The 16,863-nt window shown below is 39.2% G+C and carries 9 protein-coding genes and 1 pseudogene; 2 read left to right on the forward strand and 8 right to left on the reverse strand.

The genetic code is table 11. From position 1 onward, the window contains the following. Positions 1-203 precede the first annotated feature (203 nt). A pseudogene (treF, locus tag ACQ86H_RS14890) lies at positions 204-1,576 on the forward strand (alpha,alpha-trehalase TreF). Positions 1,577-2,401: 825 nt separating this feature from the next. On the opposite strand, the gene ACQ86H_RS14895 reads toward treF, so the two are convergent. The 7 genes from ACQ86H_RS14895 to ACQ86H_RS14925 form a co-directional block, all read right to left on the reverse strand. Next, positions 2,402-4,414 (reverse strand): glycoside hydrolase family 65 protein, encoded by a 2,013-nt coding sequence (locus ACQ86H_RS14895; RefSeq protein ID WP_431291574.1) that lies wholly within the window; start codon positions 4,412-4,414, stop codon positions 2,402-2,404. A 134-nt stretch (positions 4,415-4,548) separates the two neighbouring features. After that, entirely contained in the window at positions 4,549-6,057 is a 1,509-nt protein-coding gene (locus ACQ86H_RS14900) for a RagB/SusD family nutrient uptake outer membrane protein (RefSeq protein WP_431291575.1), read from the reverse strand. Between the two features lie 17 nt (positions 6,058-6,074). Further along, entirely contained in the window at positions 6,075-9,107 is a 3,033-nt protein-coding gene (locus ACQ86H_RS14905) for a SusC/RagA family TonB-linked outer membrane protein (RefSeq protein ID WP_431291576.1), read from the reverse strand. Between the two features lie 117 nt (positions 9,108-9,224). Next, complete coding sequence (locus ACQ86H_RS14910) at positions 9,225-10,136, reverse strand: carbohydrate kinase family protein (RefSeq protein ID WP_431291577.1); 912 nt, start codon at positions 10,134-10,136, stop codon at positions 9,225-9,227. A gap of 19 nt (positions 10,137-10,155) precedes the next feature. Then, positions 10,156-11,334: a glycoside hydrolase 100 family protein gene (locus tag ACQ86H_RS14915; protein ID WP_431291578.1), complete on the reverse strand. Its 1,179-nt coding sequence runs from the start codon at positions 11,332-11,334 to the stop codon at positions 10,156-10,158. Further along, positions 11,334-12,554, reverse strand: coding sequence for an MFS transporter (locus ACQ86H_RS14920; RefSeq protein ID WP_431291579.1), 1,221 nt, complete (start codon positions 12,552-12,554; stop codon positions 11,334-11,336). Before ACQ86H_RS14920 ends, ACQ86H_RS14915 begins: the two co-directional genes overlap by 1 nt. Before the next feature lie 129 nt (positions 12,555-12,683). After that, positions 12,684-13,052 carry a hypothetical protein gene (locus tag ACQ86H_RS14925; RefSeq protein WP_431291580.1) on the reverse strand — a complete coding sequence of 123 codons (369 nt, stop codon included), beginning with the start codon at positions 13,050-13,052 and terminating at the stop codon, positions 12,684-12,686. Positions 13,053-13,306: 254 nt separating this feature from the next. Here ACQ86H_RS14925 and ACQ86H_RS14930 point away from each other — a divergent pair, with 254 nt between their 5' ends. Further along, positions 13,307-14,305, forward strand: coding sequence for a LacI family DNA-binding transcriptional regulator (locus tag ACQ86H_RS14930; protein WP_138821075.1), 999 nt, complete (start codon positions 13,307-13,309; stop codon positions 14,303-14,305). 645 nt (positions 14,306-14,950) lie between these two features. On the opposite strand, the gene ACQ86H_RS14935 is transcribed toward ACQ86H_RS14930, so the two are convergent. Further along, entirely contained in the window at positions 14,951-16,780 is a 1,830-nt protein-coding gene (locus tag ACQ86H_RS14935) for an ABC transporter ATP-binding protein (protein ID WP_431291581.1), read from the reverse strand. Between the last annotated feature and the right edge of the window lie 83 nt (positions 16,781-16,863).

Below are 16,863 nucleotides of genomic sequence, written 5' to 3' on the forward strand. Positions count from 1 at the left end.
AAAAACAAAATCTCAAACACTACTTCTTTAAAACAACGATGTTTGTTTGTTTTCTATTGATCTCGAGTCAGTTATTTGCGCAGAAAGAATTAAGTCCGAGAGCGACCTACCCGGATTTATTTGAGAAAGTACAATTGGCGAGAATTTATCTGGATAGTAAATCTTTCGCAGATGCGATTCCTAAAATGCAACCTTCGGAAATAATGGCTGCTTATCAATCGCAGAAAGACTTGAAGGAATTTAATTTAAAAGCGTTTGTTAATACATATTTCTCTTTGCCCGAAAATCATAATGCCATTTACCAATCGGATATTAGCGCCGGTATTGAGAAGCATTTGGATACGTTATGGACGGTTCTGAAGCGAAATCCTGATACAGCTACAAAGTTCCAAACCTCATTAATCCCTTTACCAAAACCCTACATTGTTCCTGGCGGGAGATTTAGAGAAATTTATTATTGGGACTCGTACTTTACGATGTTAGGTTTGCAAAAGGCGGGTAAAACAGAAATCATGAAAGATATGATTGATAACTTCGCTTATCTGATTAATCAATATGGCTTTATCCCGAATGGAAATAGAAGCTACTATTTAACCCGTTCTCAGCCTCCGTTTTTTGCGGCAATGGTTCAGTTGCTTACTCAAAATAATCCTGATTATAAAATAAGCGAATACAAAGGTGCGCTGGAAAAAGAGTATAATTTCTGGATGAAAGGTTCGGCAACATTAAAAAACGGGCAGGCCGCAAATCACGCTGTAAAATTAGCTGATGGAACTATTTTAAACCGTTATTATGATGCCGGCGACCAGCCCCGTGAGGAATCTTACCGGGAAGATTTTGAAGCTGCAAAATTAACAAAACAACACCCATCAGTTTTTCTTCGCAATGTACGTTCCGCAGCAGAATCTGGCTGGGACTTTAGCAGCAGGTGGTTTGCTGATGGGAAAAGCTTTAATCAGATCATCACAACTGATTTGTTACCCGTTGATTTGAATACTTTAATTTACAATTTGGAAATTGCGATAGCTGAAGCGAATAAACAATCGGGAAATACCACTAAAGCAGCTTTGTTTACGGCAAAAGCCAATAAACGTAAAGCTGCCATTTTAAAGTACTTTTGGAATCCGAAACAGATTTTTTTACAGATTACAACTGGAAAAGTAAGCGTCTATCTAATCAAATTACCTTAGCCGCTTCATTTCCTCTTTATTTTAAAATTGCTACACCACAACAGGCAAAAGCTGTTTCAGAAAGAATTGAGAAAGATTTTTTGAAAACAGGTGGTCTGATTACCACACTTACTACAACTAAAGAGCAATGGGATGCGCCAAACGCCTGGGCGCCTTTACAATATGTAAGTATTCAGGGATTACACCATTACGGTTATCATCAACTCGCCGATACGATCACGACCCGATGGATAAACCAGAACATTGCTGTTTTTAAAGAAACCGGAAAGTTAATGGAAAAATATAATGTGGTCGAAACTTCGGGCAAAGGTGGTGGCGGTGAATACCCGCTACAGGACGGTTTCGGCTGGACAAACGGCGTACTTTTGAAACTTATGAAAAAGTAAATGTATAATTGTCAAGTTGGCGCTAATTTATTTCATAAAGGTCAATATAAAAATGACAGATGGATTTTAGCGCGTTGAATAGGCCCCGAGGATCGTCATGAATGCCGATAAAAAAAACAAAAAATAATGAATGATCTTAATGCAATAAGCTTTAAGATTAGCTTCGCTGAGCACTGCGTGGTTCCTGCCTACATCTATTGTGTGGACACACCTCTGTTAATTTACATTTGTTTTTTAGCGTTTTCGTCTAGGTCCATCGTCATGCTGAATTTATTTTACAAGTAGAAGTTAGTATTTTCAATTATCTTGTAGCTACTGCGTCGTCAGCATCTTTTCTGACAATATCAAGCTTTAATTATCTTAAAAAATATACTTTGGAGATAAATGTTGGTTTTTCCGCTCTATGCCGCGGTGGCAATGTACTTTGGAGCGCCAAAGTACCCAAAGCGCTTTGTCAATCCAGCAATGAGCCTTTTGCACAATCTCAAGCACATCAAAAAAACAGCGGCACTCTGTTTTGTGTTCAATGTTTTTTAAAGTTGAATCCTAGGTTATGAACACAAAACCACTGCGTTCCAGGTTTGTTAGTGCAATTTTTACTGTTGTGCACCTGTTTTTTTGATTTTTCCGGCTCCTGGGATTGACGGCGTACTTGGTTAAAGTCTCTGCTTTATTAAAGTTGGATAGCAAAATGCCTAAAAATACTTAATAAAGATGTGTCCACACGATAAGCCTACGCTGGAAAGACCACCACTCTATTGGAGTCTGTCAAATTGAACTTGTCGGAATATTTACTGGTTTCGACAAGTTCAAAACGACAAATTTTTAATTTTTATTTGCAACAGAAAAGGTTTTCTTTTCCATACCAACCCCCGTAATTTTAAGTGATTTCCATTTTGAAGGTAAAACGCTGGGAATTTGAATAATCCCTTTGTTCGTGATATCCAGACCTCCGAATCCCATGAGCATACTTTGTAAAACCCCGCCGGCACCCGTAGCAAAATATGGATTTGTGCCTCCTTTAGTTTCCGCAATCACCCTGAACGGTGGATTTAGATTTGGCTGATAGGCCTCGGTAAAATATTTGTATGCCTTTTCAGCATTTCCCGTTCTGGCATACAACAATGCAAAAATTGCATGTGTCATGGCAGGTGTGCCTTCATCAGGAATTCTGGTTTCGTAGTAGGCTAAATCTTTAACAATCTGACATTTGTCTGTGATCGATTTCAGCGGATAGGCTAATAAATTAACATCAGCCTGTTTAATACCTTCACCTTTATAAGTTGCATGTTCTTTGGTTACACCATCAGGAAAGGTTAAAACGGGAATGTTTTTTTCGACCAGTTCCCAATCTTTATTTTGAGGCAAGCCTAAAATTGCTACAGCCAGGTTAGCATTTTTTAAATTCAATTTGGCAGCTGCGTTTGTAAAAGCATTATTATCTACATTTTCCGCCCATTCATCAGCGGCCACCACATTTTTGATATCATATTGGTTAGGTCCGTTACGCTCTACCCTACTTGCCCAAAAATCGGCAGTTTGTGACAGAATGGGCCAGCCCTTTTCTTTAAGCCAAACTTTATCCTGAGTTACGCAATAATAATTCCATGCGGCCAATGCAACATCGGCAGAAATATGGTGTTCAAAAGGGCCACTTAAAGCCCAAACAGGCGTTTCTTCTACGCCTGTATCCGCACTTTCCCAGGGATACATAGCGCCCTTAAATCCATGTGAAAAAGCATTCCGTTTTGCTGCTTCCAGTCGTTCAAATCTATATTCAATCAATGATTTTGCAATATCAGGATGAAGCACAAGGAGAGCCGGAAACATCCAGATATCTGTATCCCAGAACACATGTCCGTTATAGCCTAAGCCTGATAAGCCCATTGGAGAAAGTGAATAGGAAGTTCCCGCGCGCGAGAATGAAGTGAGGTGATACAACATGCTATGTACATCCTGCTGCGTTTGCGGGGCTCCATCAATTAAAATATCCGATTTCCACAAATCATCCCAGACTGCATTATGATATTTAAGTAGTCGGTCGTGCCCCTCAAGCTTTGCAAAAATGGTCATTCTTTCTGCCTCATTAAGTGGATCCGCATGTTGAGCAGAACTTATCGTACTGCCAATAACCGAATAAGTATAGCTTTCACCTGCCTTTAGCGTTTTACTGAACTTCATTAAATGGCTGTTATTATCCCACATTTCGTGGATAATTTTTGGCTCACTGCCATGGAGCTCTGTAAACAAAAAACTGTTCGATGCACATAGCTGCAATTTACCTGTGGGGCTTTTCGCAGTTGAGGTGAGCAGGCTTAAAGTAACATGCGGCCTGTCTATTTCGTTATAATAATTCTCAACATCGCGAAGCGCATCCGGAGTTTCCATCACACTTGCCGCAGTGAATTTTAAATCTTCATTCGCCGTGATGCTTACATCCATTAAAACCGTAAATGGCAAATGGCGTAATGCGTAATAGGTGTATTTAATATTCGCTTTTTTGCCATAAAGCAATTGCGTTGTAAAAGCCCCATGCTTCATGTCTAATTGCTGCAGCATGTTGCTGGTATTTTGGTCATCAAGCCTTCTGCCATCAATTTCGATATACATATTCAGTAAGTTGAAACCGTTAAGAAAATTGCTTACACGACCGCGCCCATAGGTATCAAACGTACCAGCCAATACCACGTTTTTAACTTTAAATGGCTGTGGTGAGGAAACAATACCAATGATGCCGTTGGCAGCTGTTATTCCGAAATATTTATTAGGGTCGATTCTATCAGCACTTATTTTCCATGGGTCTTGAGCGTTTGAATTTAATGTTACTATCGCAAGCAACAAGAAAAGTACATTTTTTTCATAACCATAAGCTCTGTAGAATATGTAAAAATTTTAACTAACAAGAGGCTGAATTGTTAGCGGATAGAAAATCTTTAACAATTGCAGCCTCTGGCTTTCAGGATTAATGGATTTTAATAGCCTGGATTTTGAACCAGGTTTGGATTACCAAGCTGATTATCAGGGATTGGAAATAACAAATATTTAGCATCACTGGCTGGTTTTTCCTGCCAGGCTGCAAGGTATTTCCCAAAACGGATTAAATCCTGTCTTCTGAAACTTTCCCAGTAAAGCTCGCGACCACGTTCATCTAGCAAAACATCCAGAGTTAGGCTAGTCAAAGTTGAAGCACCTCTAACTGTTCTTAATGAATTTACCAATATTAAAGCCTGCGCCGTTTGCGATGTTCTTAACTGCGCTTCAGCTTTCATTAACAAAACATCCGAGTAACGGAAATAAACCCAGTCGTTATCCGGTTTCTTCGAACCCGTATTGGCATAATCAATTGGATATTTAATTACACGAATACCTGCAACTTCAAGGTGGTTCGGATCGCGCTCGATGATGGCAACCTCTGGTGTAAATGCCAAAGGATTACCTTTCCTGTCTTTTAAAGCAGCTCCATTTTGGTCAAACTGCTGACCAACAAGAAAGCCTACTCTGACGCCAGAAACATTTGTTTGTCCGGTGTAAGCTCCACCCCTTCTTTTATCGCCCGCTTCGAATTTGTCATAAAAGTTCGATAGCGAAGAGAAGCCATTATAGCCATTAGGATTTTGGTTATAGTGTAAGGTGCATTTCCACTGACCGTCTAAATCGCTACCATCATTTCCAGCAGTATTTTCTGCAGTAAAAATATTTTCTTTAGATAAAACATTGTTCGTGGGGGCAAAGTTATCGAAATAGTTAGCTGACAATACGTACCCGCCAGTTGCTATTTCATCAGCTAAAGTGATTACTTTAGCCATATCTGCTGCATCGAAAGTTGGCGCAGCACGGTTTAAGAAAGCACCTTTGTTCAGGTAAACTTTCATTAAAAGTGTTTTAGCCGCATTTTTATTCGCCACATTTGCCGGACCATTTGGTAAATCAGGAATAATAGCAGTGAGTTCACTAATCAAATAAGCAATTTCATTGGCTGCATTTCTAACCTTGGAAGGAAGTGTTACACCTTCTCCAGTTTCACGGTAAGGAACTTGCCCCCAGCCATCTAAAATAGAAAATTGGGCGAAAGCCCTAAGAAAACGAGCTTCAGCAGCTTGCGCTGGAGTAGGATTAAATCTTAAAACAGTAGTAGCTGCATAACTGACACTATTTAAATCCCTGAAGACACCGGATATTCTTCCGTCATCTGCGGCCCATCTATGTAAATGAAGCGCTCTCCATGCACCATTATCATCCCAGTCACCGGCTCTTGTAGGTACAATTGCTTCATCTGAGGTTACCTCCTGTAAGGCAGACCAATTCCAGGGTGCCTGATACGGGCCTCTCATTGCAATATAAGTCGCAGAAATTAACCCTGGTACATTTCCCTGAGTAAGTGTTCCCGAATTTACTTGTCCGTGCAGATCTTCATCAAGTTTTGTACAGGCCGAAAAAGTAATCGCTATTACTCCCAGGCATAAAATATATTTATTTTTCATATTGAAAAAAATTTAAGTTATAGAGAAAAATTAACACCAAAATTGAATGTCCTTGCTGTTGGATATGCGGTATAATCTATCCCCGCTGAAGGAACCCCATTAACACTTTTATTTACGTTAACCTCCGGATCGAAACCAGTGTAATTTGTAATTACAAACAGATTCTGACCGTTAACATAAATGTTCAGTGATTTGATTGCTTTACCAATGTTGCCGATATTGTAATTAATTGTCGCATTAGCCAGTTTCAAATAATCTCCTTTTTCTATATACCTGGATGATGCTGCAATAGGATTAGCCAATGATTCCTGAATCGCCGAATTTAGTAGTGCAGATGAGACATTTCTATTGCCTAAGTTTGAAATTGCCAATACAGAATTTGCGGTATTATTATAAATACTTTGGCCGAATGCTCCATTAAAATTAGCAGTAAAAGATATTTTTTTATACCTGATATTTGTACTCAGGCCCATAATAAATTTCGGATTAGGATTACCAACATAATATTTTGTAAATCCATCATCAGTATATAAAGAGAAGCCATTCGCAGCTAAACCGTTGTATTGTCTGGTTACCATAGCAAACAATGGCAGGCCATTTTGAATAACTTCAGTAGTTACATCGCTTAATCCCTGACCGTTTAATGAACCAGTTTTAATTAAATCATTTAGATTTTTAACTGTATTTTTGATATAAGTTACATTACCACCCAAAGACCATGATACATTATCCTTGTCGATGATATTAGCATTCAGATTCAACTCCAGGCCTTTGTTGACAATCTCGCCATTCAAATTTTTCCATGTAATTACATTTCCTTGCTCTGCAGGAGCAAACGCTGTTTGTGGATAGAGCAGATCTTTTGTTGTTTTATTGAAATAATCTATATTTCCCGTTATTTTATTTCCAAATAGTCCAAAATCTACACCAACGTTAGTTTGTTTATCTTCCTGCCATTTTAGATTATCGTTCTGATTATTGATACCTACCTGGGGAATAGGATCGCCGGCCTTACTAGGTGTTCTATACACAAAACGCTGTTGGGAAGAGCCTGAAGGAAAATCCTGATTACCTGTTTTACCATAACCCGCTCTGATTTTTAATAAATCCACCCATTTCACATCAGAAAAAAAGCTTTCTTGTTTAATGTTCCAGGCTATTGCAAATGAAGGAAAATATCCATATTTATTATTTGTACCAAACTTTGTTGAGCCATCAGATCTGATTGTTGCTGTTAATATATATTTATTATTATAGTTAAAAATACCCCTTGCAAAATAGGATTGTAATTCCGTTGTAGGATCGTTGCTTGTTACGAATGTTCTGTTTGACTTTAGGGTAGCCTCAAATGCATCGGTATAATCAAAAGGAAGATTTCCAAATCCAGTTGCAGTATTAACTGCACTTTTGTTTATAAAATTTGAGTATTCATATCCGATTACCATATTCACATTTAGCTTATTTGCAATTTCCTTATTAAAGTTTAAAGTATTTGTAAATTGTTGTGTAATTAATTCTGTATTGGAATAACTTGCATATCCACCTAAGAAATTACCATCTGGCTGAATACCCTGAAGATTTAAAGTACTCCTTGTTGAAGCCCTTCTGATACCTGTGCTGTAATTAACACTGGCCAGCATACGATACTCTAACCATGGCGTAATTTTATAGTAAGGCGAAACGCTTCCTAAAATGGTGGTTACTTTAGTTTTATCATTATTTGCAGCCAGTGCAGCCAAAGGATTTATGGTTGTTGAACCGTAATCGATAAACAAGCTGCCATCCGGATTATAGAAGGATTGTGTGGGATTCCATGACAATGCTTGTGAAATTAAACTTCCAGTAAAACCTGCATCGGTCGTAATTGGCGCTATACTTTCCAGGTACTGGTTACTAATCATGTTTACATCCAGGCCAAGTTTTTTGCTTTCCAGAAACTTAAAGTTTCCGTTAAAACCAGCACTGTATTTTTTAAAATCAGTTGTTTTGATAATACCCTGTTGATCCTGGTAACCTAACGAAACACGGAAAGTATTTCCGTTTGCGCCACCACTTATCCCGACAGCATAATTCTGATTATATGCTGTTCTGGTAATCGCATCGAGTGCGTCAACACTGGTGCCAAAATTTCCGTTTGCCAGGCCATATTTAGATAATGCTGCACGGTATTCATCTCCGGAAAGCACATCTACCCTCCTGGCAATATTACTGACACCTGCAGATGCGCTGAAATCAATTTTCGTATCGCCGGATTTACCTCGTTTAGTTGTAATTAACACCACACCGTAAGCGGCACGTGAACCATAAATTGCGGTTGCAGATGCATCTTTTAAAATCTCCATCGATTCGATATCAGCAGGATTAATAAAGTTTAGCGGATTTCCATCAGGCGCAGTTCCGATACCTGCACTGGTAGATGGTCTTGCTGAACGGCCATCTAATGCGACACCATCCACAACATAAAGTGGTTGTCCTGTTCCTGTAATTGCCGAGTTACCCCTGATTCTAACCGTAGAAGCGCCTCCTGGCTGACCACTATTGTTAATCATTTGTACACCGGCAACTTTGCCCTGAATTAACTGGTCGGGTGCATTTAAAGGACCTTTATTAAAGTCTTTCGCCGATACGGTTGTAGCGGCTCCGGTTAAATCGTTTTTCCTCACCGACGCGTAACCAACAACCACAACTGCATCCAGGTTGTTTAGCGAAGCCAGTGTGATGTTAATCTGGGTTTGATTGTTAACGTTTACCGTTTGTGTTTCGAAACCTACGAAACTCACAATTAACCGTGATGTTGGCGATGGTACCGTAATTTGATATTTACCATCTGCATCACTTTGTGTTTTAGTGTTAGTTCCTGCAACCTGTATAGTTGCACTGGGTAAGGGTAATTTATCACTATCGAATATTATACCTTTTACCACAGTTTGCGCAAAAGCTGCCGTGCTTAAAAGGACCATAAAGAAACTTAAAAACGTAAGTTTCTTCAATGCGTACAATTTCTGTTTCACAGGCGAGACAGACCAATTGCCTGGTAGAGTCATGTTCATAATGGAATGATTTAATTGGTTAGAATTTTTTGTTTTTTTAGTTCAGATAATTACGCTGAATCTTAAGGTGGTAGATGTTTCATGAATTCTGTTAGTTTAGTTTAGTTAGTATGATGATTATTTTTTATACAAAGGATATGGTTTTTCAATTTTCAATTTGGCTACCTCCAGCGCCTGACTAATGCATTCATCAATGGATTTTTCGTGTATAAATGCCGATAGAAATCCCGACCAGAAAGCATCTCCCGCACCGGTTACGCCAATTACGGAATTTACCGGAAGTGCCGGCTTATGCCGCCAGGCCTGGTTTTTTGTTTTAAACCAGACACCATCTTTCCCACAGGTAAGGCAGATTATCTGAGCATTCAGATTATCCAGCCATTTAACAGCTTCCTCAATAGTCAGGCTTTCCCCGGTGAAACGCTCCAAATCGTCGACACTAATTTTTAGTAACGGATCCATTTTCATCAGTTTTTTGAAAACATCTTTGCCATCATCTTCCTGCCAGATGGAGGGGGCGAAATTCCAATCGACCGACAAAAATTTACCTGATTCATGTGCTTTGGTAAAGGCACGAAGGATATTGGTTCGGGCCGGCTCTTTGCTCAGGGCAAAAGCAGTTGTATGGATCATATCCGATGAATTAATGACAGCATCTTCTACTCTTTTTATGGCCAAATCAGCGCTGCGATAAGGAATAAAATCCGGTGTATGTTCATTTTTAGCGACTAATATCACACTTGTCTGCCTGTTTGCCGAACGGTGTATGTATTTGTCTGACAGACCAATTGTTTTAAGTTCATTAATTAAAAAAGATCCTAAATTATCTTCACCAACGGTAGCAACAAGTTCTGCATCAATACCAAGCCATTTTAAGTTCGCACATAAATTGGCTGAACTTCCACCCTGATTAGTAGAAAACTGTGAGGAAACCGCAAGAGATTCAATGTTCTGATCAGATATCATATCTACAAGTAATTCGCCTACTACTAAAACTTTTTTTGCTGAAATACCTCTTGTCGAATTCATCGTAATAATCTTTTAAAAATTAAAAAAGCGCTTTAAAATCATCACTTATAAGTGCCTGTTCAGCAATTATTGCACCTGCAGCACTCCACGTACAATTCGGTACCCCGCATGGATTGTGCGTAGAACCATGTAAACATTCGTTAAATAAATCTGCCTTTGAATTTGAGGTGTGAATGGCTGATGTAATCGATTTCGCAAATTCAGTTTCTCCACTTAAACTTAAAGCTGCTGCCAGCCAGCCATTCCAAACCGGCCATAAGCCACCGTTATGAAAATACCCGGGTTTATTTCTGAATGAATAGGCGTAGTTATTTTTCAGCTCATTCATATCGTCATCATTCTCTTCTATCGCTGGATAAAAAGACGGCAACATTGATTGATGGTTTTCTTGTAGTTTTTTTATATAATTAATCACTAATCTATTTTGAGTTTCATTACCAGTTCCAATTAAAAGGCAAAATGTGTTTGCCTGCAAATCAAAATAATTATAAATTCTGGCCGGGTTAAAACCCATTAACCAAAAATCTGCTGATGCATCTTTCAACTGGTGGACTAAATTCGGGGCGTAGGCATTTGGCTGTCCATCAACCTTCCAATAATTCGCTTTTATTGCGTTTACAATGTCCAGGGCCTTATCATTCCAGTTTTTATTTGAAACTATTTTTGAAGCCAGTTTTAAGGCCCAAACCCTAAGTAACTGGTCAAACAAGATGTAGCCATGCTGAATATATTCATCAGCCCAATCACCACTTTGGGGCACATAAACCAAATGTTTTCCGTTAAACTCCCAGGCTTCTAAAACCGAAAGGCATTTATCTACCTGTGCCTGATGTTTTACCCAAAGCGTTTTATCTCCTGTTAATAAAGTGTAAGCACATAAGCCGATAACTGCCCACGATGGATTATCGGCCCTGCCTGACGTGCCTCCAAAACTTACCGAACCATTTTCAGGAGAAACATTCGACGGCATAAATCCGTTTATATGTTGATTATTTAAAAGTGTTTCAATTGTAGCTTTTGCAGTTTTTACCAGATCATGTTCACCACTTAGCAAGGCAGCAATACTCGTAATTACGCCATCTCTGGTCCACACGCGTTTATAATTGTCGTGGTCTTGCACTGCTGCCACAAATCCAAACGGAGTGGATGCCTGTTGCAAAAGGTTTAATGCCTCGTTATATGCTTTTAAATCGACCATTATATTACAACTCCCCTATCTTTTTTCTTAATTAATAACACCATAAATCCTGCAACCGTAATCAGTACACCTGCAAAAACAATTGCATTTTCAGGATTGTGACCTAACAGGTACCGGTAAACGTATTTGAAGGTAATCGTTTCCAGAAGCATTGGCATTACGATAAACATATTCAGAATGCCCATAAAAATTCCTGTTTTTTCTTTTGGAATGCTTCCCGCGAGCATAGCATAAGGTGTGCCCATCATACTTGCCCATGCAATGCCCAGGCCGATTATTGGAATGAATAACAAAGCTGAATGATGAATCAACGGCAAACAAATAAGGCACACTCCTCCGAACAGCAGGCTGATAAGATGTACTTTTTGAGCCGTTATCTTTCGTGCAAAAAATGCAAGTGGAAATGCCACGAGAAAAGTTACCACGTTATAGCCACCATTAACCGTTCCGGTAAGTAATTGTGCGGAAGCAAAACCGTCAGAGGCGGCATCAGTTGTGTTATAAATAGTTTTAGCCAGACAAAGCGTTACAAATTGCCAGTAAACAAACATGGCATACCAGTTAAAAAGGTAAACAATGCCCAATTTTTTCATGGTAGAAGGCATCACCTTAAAAGCTTCAATAATATCTTTAAAAATTCTGCCTACACCGCCAGTTTCTGCCTTAATCTTTTTTATTTCGTCTTTTGATAATGGAGTTTCTTTTGTGGTTAAACAGCTAAACATAATGGAGCCGATAGAAACCACTCCCCCGATAAAAAATGCTGCATAAGTTGTATAAGGAATATTGTTTCCACTTCTGGAATGAATACTGATTAAGCCTGCGGCAATCAAAATTCCAGGCGTCAGATTAGCCAGCGTAATCCCCAAACCTGTGAAAAAACTTTGGGTTAGAAAACCAAGTGCATGCTGATCTGAAGGTAATTTATCGCTGACAAAAGCCCGGTATGGTTCCATTGTGATGTTATTACCGGCATCTAAAATCCATAAAATTCCGGCAGCCATCCAAATTGAACTGCTGTATGGCATAGCAAAAAGACAAATGCTGCAAATTATCGCACCAATTAAAAAATATGGCCTTCTTCTTCCGAATCGGCTCGTTGTTTTATCGCTCATTGCGCCAACAATCGGCTGGATGATTAACCCCGTCATTGGGCCTGCTAAATTTAACAACGGAATCTGATCTGCATTTGCACCCAGGTACGAGTAAATGGGTGTCATATTGGTTTGCTGCAAGCCAAAACTATATTGGATGCCAAAAAACCTAAGTTCATGGCAATTATCGAAGAAAAATTCAACTTCGCTGCCGATGAAAAATTATTAACCTTTTCTGCCTGAGCCCCTATCATATTAATGTTGATTAAGTTTAAAAACCACAGCTTGCCACGGTTTAAGGTTAATTGTATGGTTAGCTATTGTTGCAGTTTCATCAGCGTTGTTTAGTAAAAGTTGGGGTGTAGTTGTAAACCAGTATTTATTTGCAATTGAATTATCCCAATTGGTAAAGGCCCTTAAACCAATGAGTTTATGAGCGCTGGGATCGTTCCCGATATCCATTATTTCAAAATGATAGGCCCTATTTAACTCATATCTATATGCATCATTTGACGAAGAAAAAACCGGCTTATTACCCTCAGTTAGAGGCGATGCCTGCTGCGAAGCGCAGTTTAATACAGACAGTAAAATGAAAACTAAAACAACAGGGGTAAAATTTCTCATAATTTTGATAAATAAACAGCATAGCCAAAAGATCCGGCTTCAATTTATGCGCTTTTAATATTTGGTTAAACTGATGAAGCACTTACGCAAAAATTAATCTGCAGAAATACCTCATTCATTTGATAATATGAAGATAAGGTTATAATTAATGTAAAAACATTAAAATAGACGTTTTATAACCGCAAACGTTTGCGGAAACATTTGCGAAAATGTTTGTTGTGGAAAACTTATATTTGATTAACCAAATATAAACCATGAAACAGAATCCCACTTTAAAAAAGATTGCTGAACGGTTAAATGTAAGTATATCTACAGTTTCGAGGGCATTGAAAGATCATCCGGATATTTCAGCGGAGACGAAGGTAAAGATTAACGAGCTTGCAGAATTGCTGGAATACGATCCAAATCCTTATGCCGTAAATTTACGTACGCACAGCAGTAAAGAATTTGCGGTTGTGGTCCCCAGTCTTTCAAATTTCTTTTATCACTCCTTTATCAGCGCCATTGAAGAAGAGGCCAGGATATTTGGTTATTCTGTAATTATTTATCGCTCATCAAACGACCCGAAAATTGAGCAGGAAATATTAAAAAGCTGCAAACATAAACGTGTATCAGGGATTTTTATCGCCATCACTTCAGAAACAATAGAGATAGAACCTTTTTTGAAACTGGATGGATATGGAATTCCGGTTATTTTTTTCGATAAAGTTCCGCAATATGAATCCTGTAACAAAATTTGTGTCGGCGATGAACATGCGGCTATCCTAGCAGCTGAAGAAATTTTAAAAAAGGGCATAGTAAATGTATTGGCAATTTTTGGCGATAAAAATATGTCGATCACCAAAGCCCGGTTCCAAAAGTTCACCTCAATATTATATAAAGAGGATAAAAAGGTGGAACTGAAAACAGTTCATGCCAGAAGTTCAGAAGAAGCCGAACAAATTACTTTAGCGCTTCTGCCCGAACATATCGGGGAAAAATTTGCCGTTTTCTGTATGAGTGATGAAATTCTTGCGGGTGCTATGAAAGCTATCCAAAGAAAAGGGCTGCAAGCGCCAAAAGATTTGGGCGTTATCGCAATAAGCGACGGCATGATTCCCCAGCTATTTTACCCGGAAATTACCTATGCTGAAACCAGTGGTTATAATTTAGGTAAGTTAGCCTTTAACAGGATGATGAAGTGCATTTCAGGAAGCTCATTCGCTCAAACGATTATCGATGAATCAAGATTAGTGGTTGGGGGCTCTATTTAATAAGTAAAACGTATTGCGGAAAAACCAGAAGTCATTTACCCCATCTCACTAAAATTAAGAGAGCAATAACCTGATGGCTTATTGCTGATTTCTCTAAAACTCAAATTGGTTTATCCCATGTCTGTCCGTAGCATTCCAAAGGGCGCTACGGATTAATAATAGAAAAGAGTCTGTAACTCGTTGAGGCTATCTCATAAATATAGAATTGTCAATCCTGAGGAATAATTTATTTTATAAAAATTAATATAAATGACAGTAATTAATCTACATGTAAAAATTCTCTCGCTTTACCATCATTTCGAGCGGAGTACTACCTGTACCGATTTTACATCGGTAACGCAGTCGGGAACCCGAAAGCTCTGTGAAACAAAATCTGTTTTTGATAGATCTCTCCACGTCGCGCTGCTTCGGTCGAGATGACGAGCTTTTTTTGGTATCTGTTGATAGTAGTGAGCTTGTACTGAGCGTAGTCGAAGTGAAGGACCTGTTTTAAATATTTTACGAGGTGTTTCGATACTTCATCAAGCTCATTAGAGGCTAAGCTCAACCTGACAAATTCAATTAAACTACAATTTACGATACAGCTTCTTATTCTTGTATCCGTTGAGTTGTTAACGTTTAAATTTTACAGCTTCCTATTGTTTTTTACTGCTGCACCTCAAACTGCAAACCGCTCAGGTACTTATACAGCCCTTGTTCACTTCTAATGAGTTCCTGGTGTGTACCCGATTCAATAATCTGTCCCTTTTCCATTACCAGAATCCTATCGGCTTCACGAATGGTTGATAAGCGGTGAGCGATGATAATAGAAGTACGACCACTCATTAATTCTTCCAGGGCTTCCTGTACCAGGCGTTCTGATTCAGAATCGAGTGAAGAAGTGGCTTCGTCCAAAATCAATATAGACGGGTTTTTTAGCAGTGCCCGGGCAATGGCAATGCGCTGACGTTGTCCGCCTGATAGTTTTACCCCACGTTCTCCAACCACTGTTTCGTAGCTTTCAGGAAATGCGCTGATAAAATCATGCGCATTTGCCCGTTTAGCTGCCTGTATAATTTCTGCTTTTGTAGCCGTTAGCTTGCCATAGGCAATGTTTTCCAATATCGTTCCGCCAAATAACATCACATCCTGTGGAACAATTGCGATCTGATTCCGGATATCCCTAAGCGAATAGGCGGAGGCTGGTTTGCCATCGAAAAGGATTTCGCCACTTTGCGGATGGTAAAATTGCAATATCAATCCTGCGGTAGTCGATTTGCCCGAGCCACTTGGCCCTACTATCGCTATTTTTTGTCCGGCTTTGGCCTCAAAAGATACATTATTTAAGACTTCAACTTCCGGCCTTGAGGGATAGGCAAAATTGATCTGGTTGAAAGTGAGATTCCCCACTATTTTTTGCTTTACCACATTATCCTTTTCGGTAATGGATACAGCTTCTCCTTGCTCTCCCAAGATTTCCAGTACCCTTTCGCTGGCGCCTACAGCTTTTTGAAGGTTGGCAAAAAGTTCGGGAAAACTACCCAGCGAACTGCCGAGGAACATCGCATAAAGTGAAAATTTTAAAAGTTCGCCAAAGGTAATTTCCTGCTGACTAACCAGGATACAGCCATAACCGATTACCCCCAGTACACTTCCAAAAACGCAGAGCACAATAAAGGATACAAACATACCCCTGAATTTAGCACCCTTAATGGCAATATCTGCTACCTCGCGGATGGTATTCTTATAACGTGTGGCTTCGAATGCTTCGTTTACAAATGCTTTTACATTGGAAATGCCTGATAAGGTTTCTTCAACAATACTGTTTGATTCGGCCATTTTATCCTGAGCCTGACGCGAAATCTTTTTGATAAAGCGGCCGAACAGAACAGCAAACACTATCATCACGGGTAAGATTAAAAGCAGCGCAAAGACCAGTTTTTTCGAAATGATGGCCATAAAAACTATCCCACCTACAAACAATACAAACTGCCGTAACATCTCCGCAATGGTGGTGGTTAAGGTATCCTGAACCTGCGATAAATCGGCAGAAATCCTGCTGTTCAGCTCACCTACCCTGCGGTTCGAAAAGAAGTTCATGGGCAAGGTGATCAATTTAAAGTAGGTATCGCGCCTGATGTCGGCCAGGGAGCGCTCAGCTACATTGACAAACCATAAGATTCTAAAATAAGACACTACTGCCTGCAATGCCAACACGATAAAGGCTAACATTAAGATGCCCTGAATGGTGCAGGGCAGGTAATTATTGCTGTGCTTGCCCTGTGCGGTATCAATTAATGCACCTATAAAAGATGGAAACGCCAATCCTACCAAACTTGATAAAAAGAGGAAAAACAATGCAGCAATGAATTTGCCTCGATAGGGTTTTAGATAAGTAAGCAAACGGGCCACATTGCCCAAGCTTTTCCTGTTTATTTTTGCTTTTGATAATTCAACGCCCGGTGCATTTCCACTATTTAACTGTTTTCTTGCCATTATTTTTATGTTGATCTTGTTGGGATACGATTTTCATCTTTTATTGCCCATTCTAGAACTAAAAAGGATTTTGATAATGAAGA

It is taken from the genome of Pedobacter sp. P26, assembly GCF_050632135.1.
Classification (GTDB): domain Bacteria; phylum Bacteroidota; class Bacteroidia; order Sphingobacteriales; family Sphingobacteriaceae; genus Pedobacter.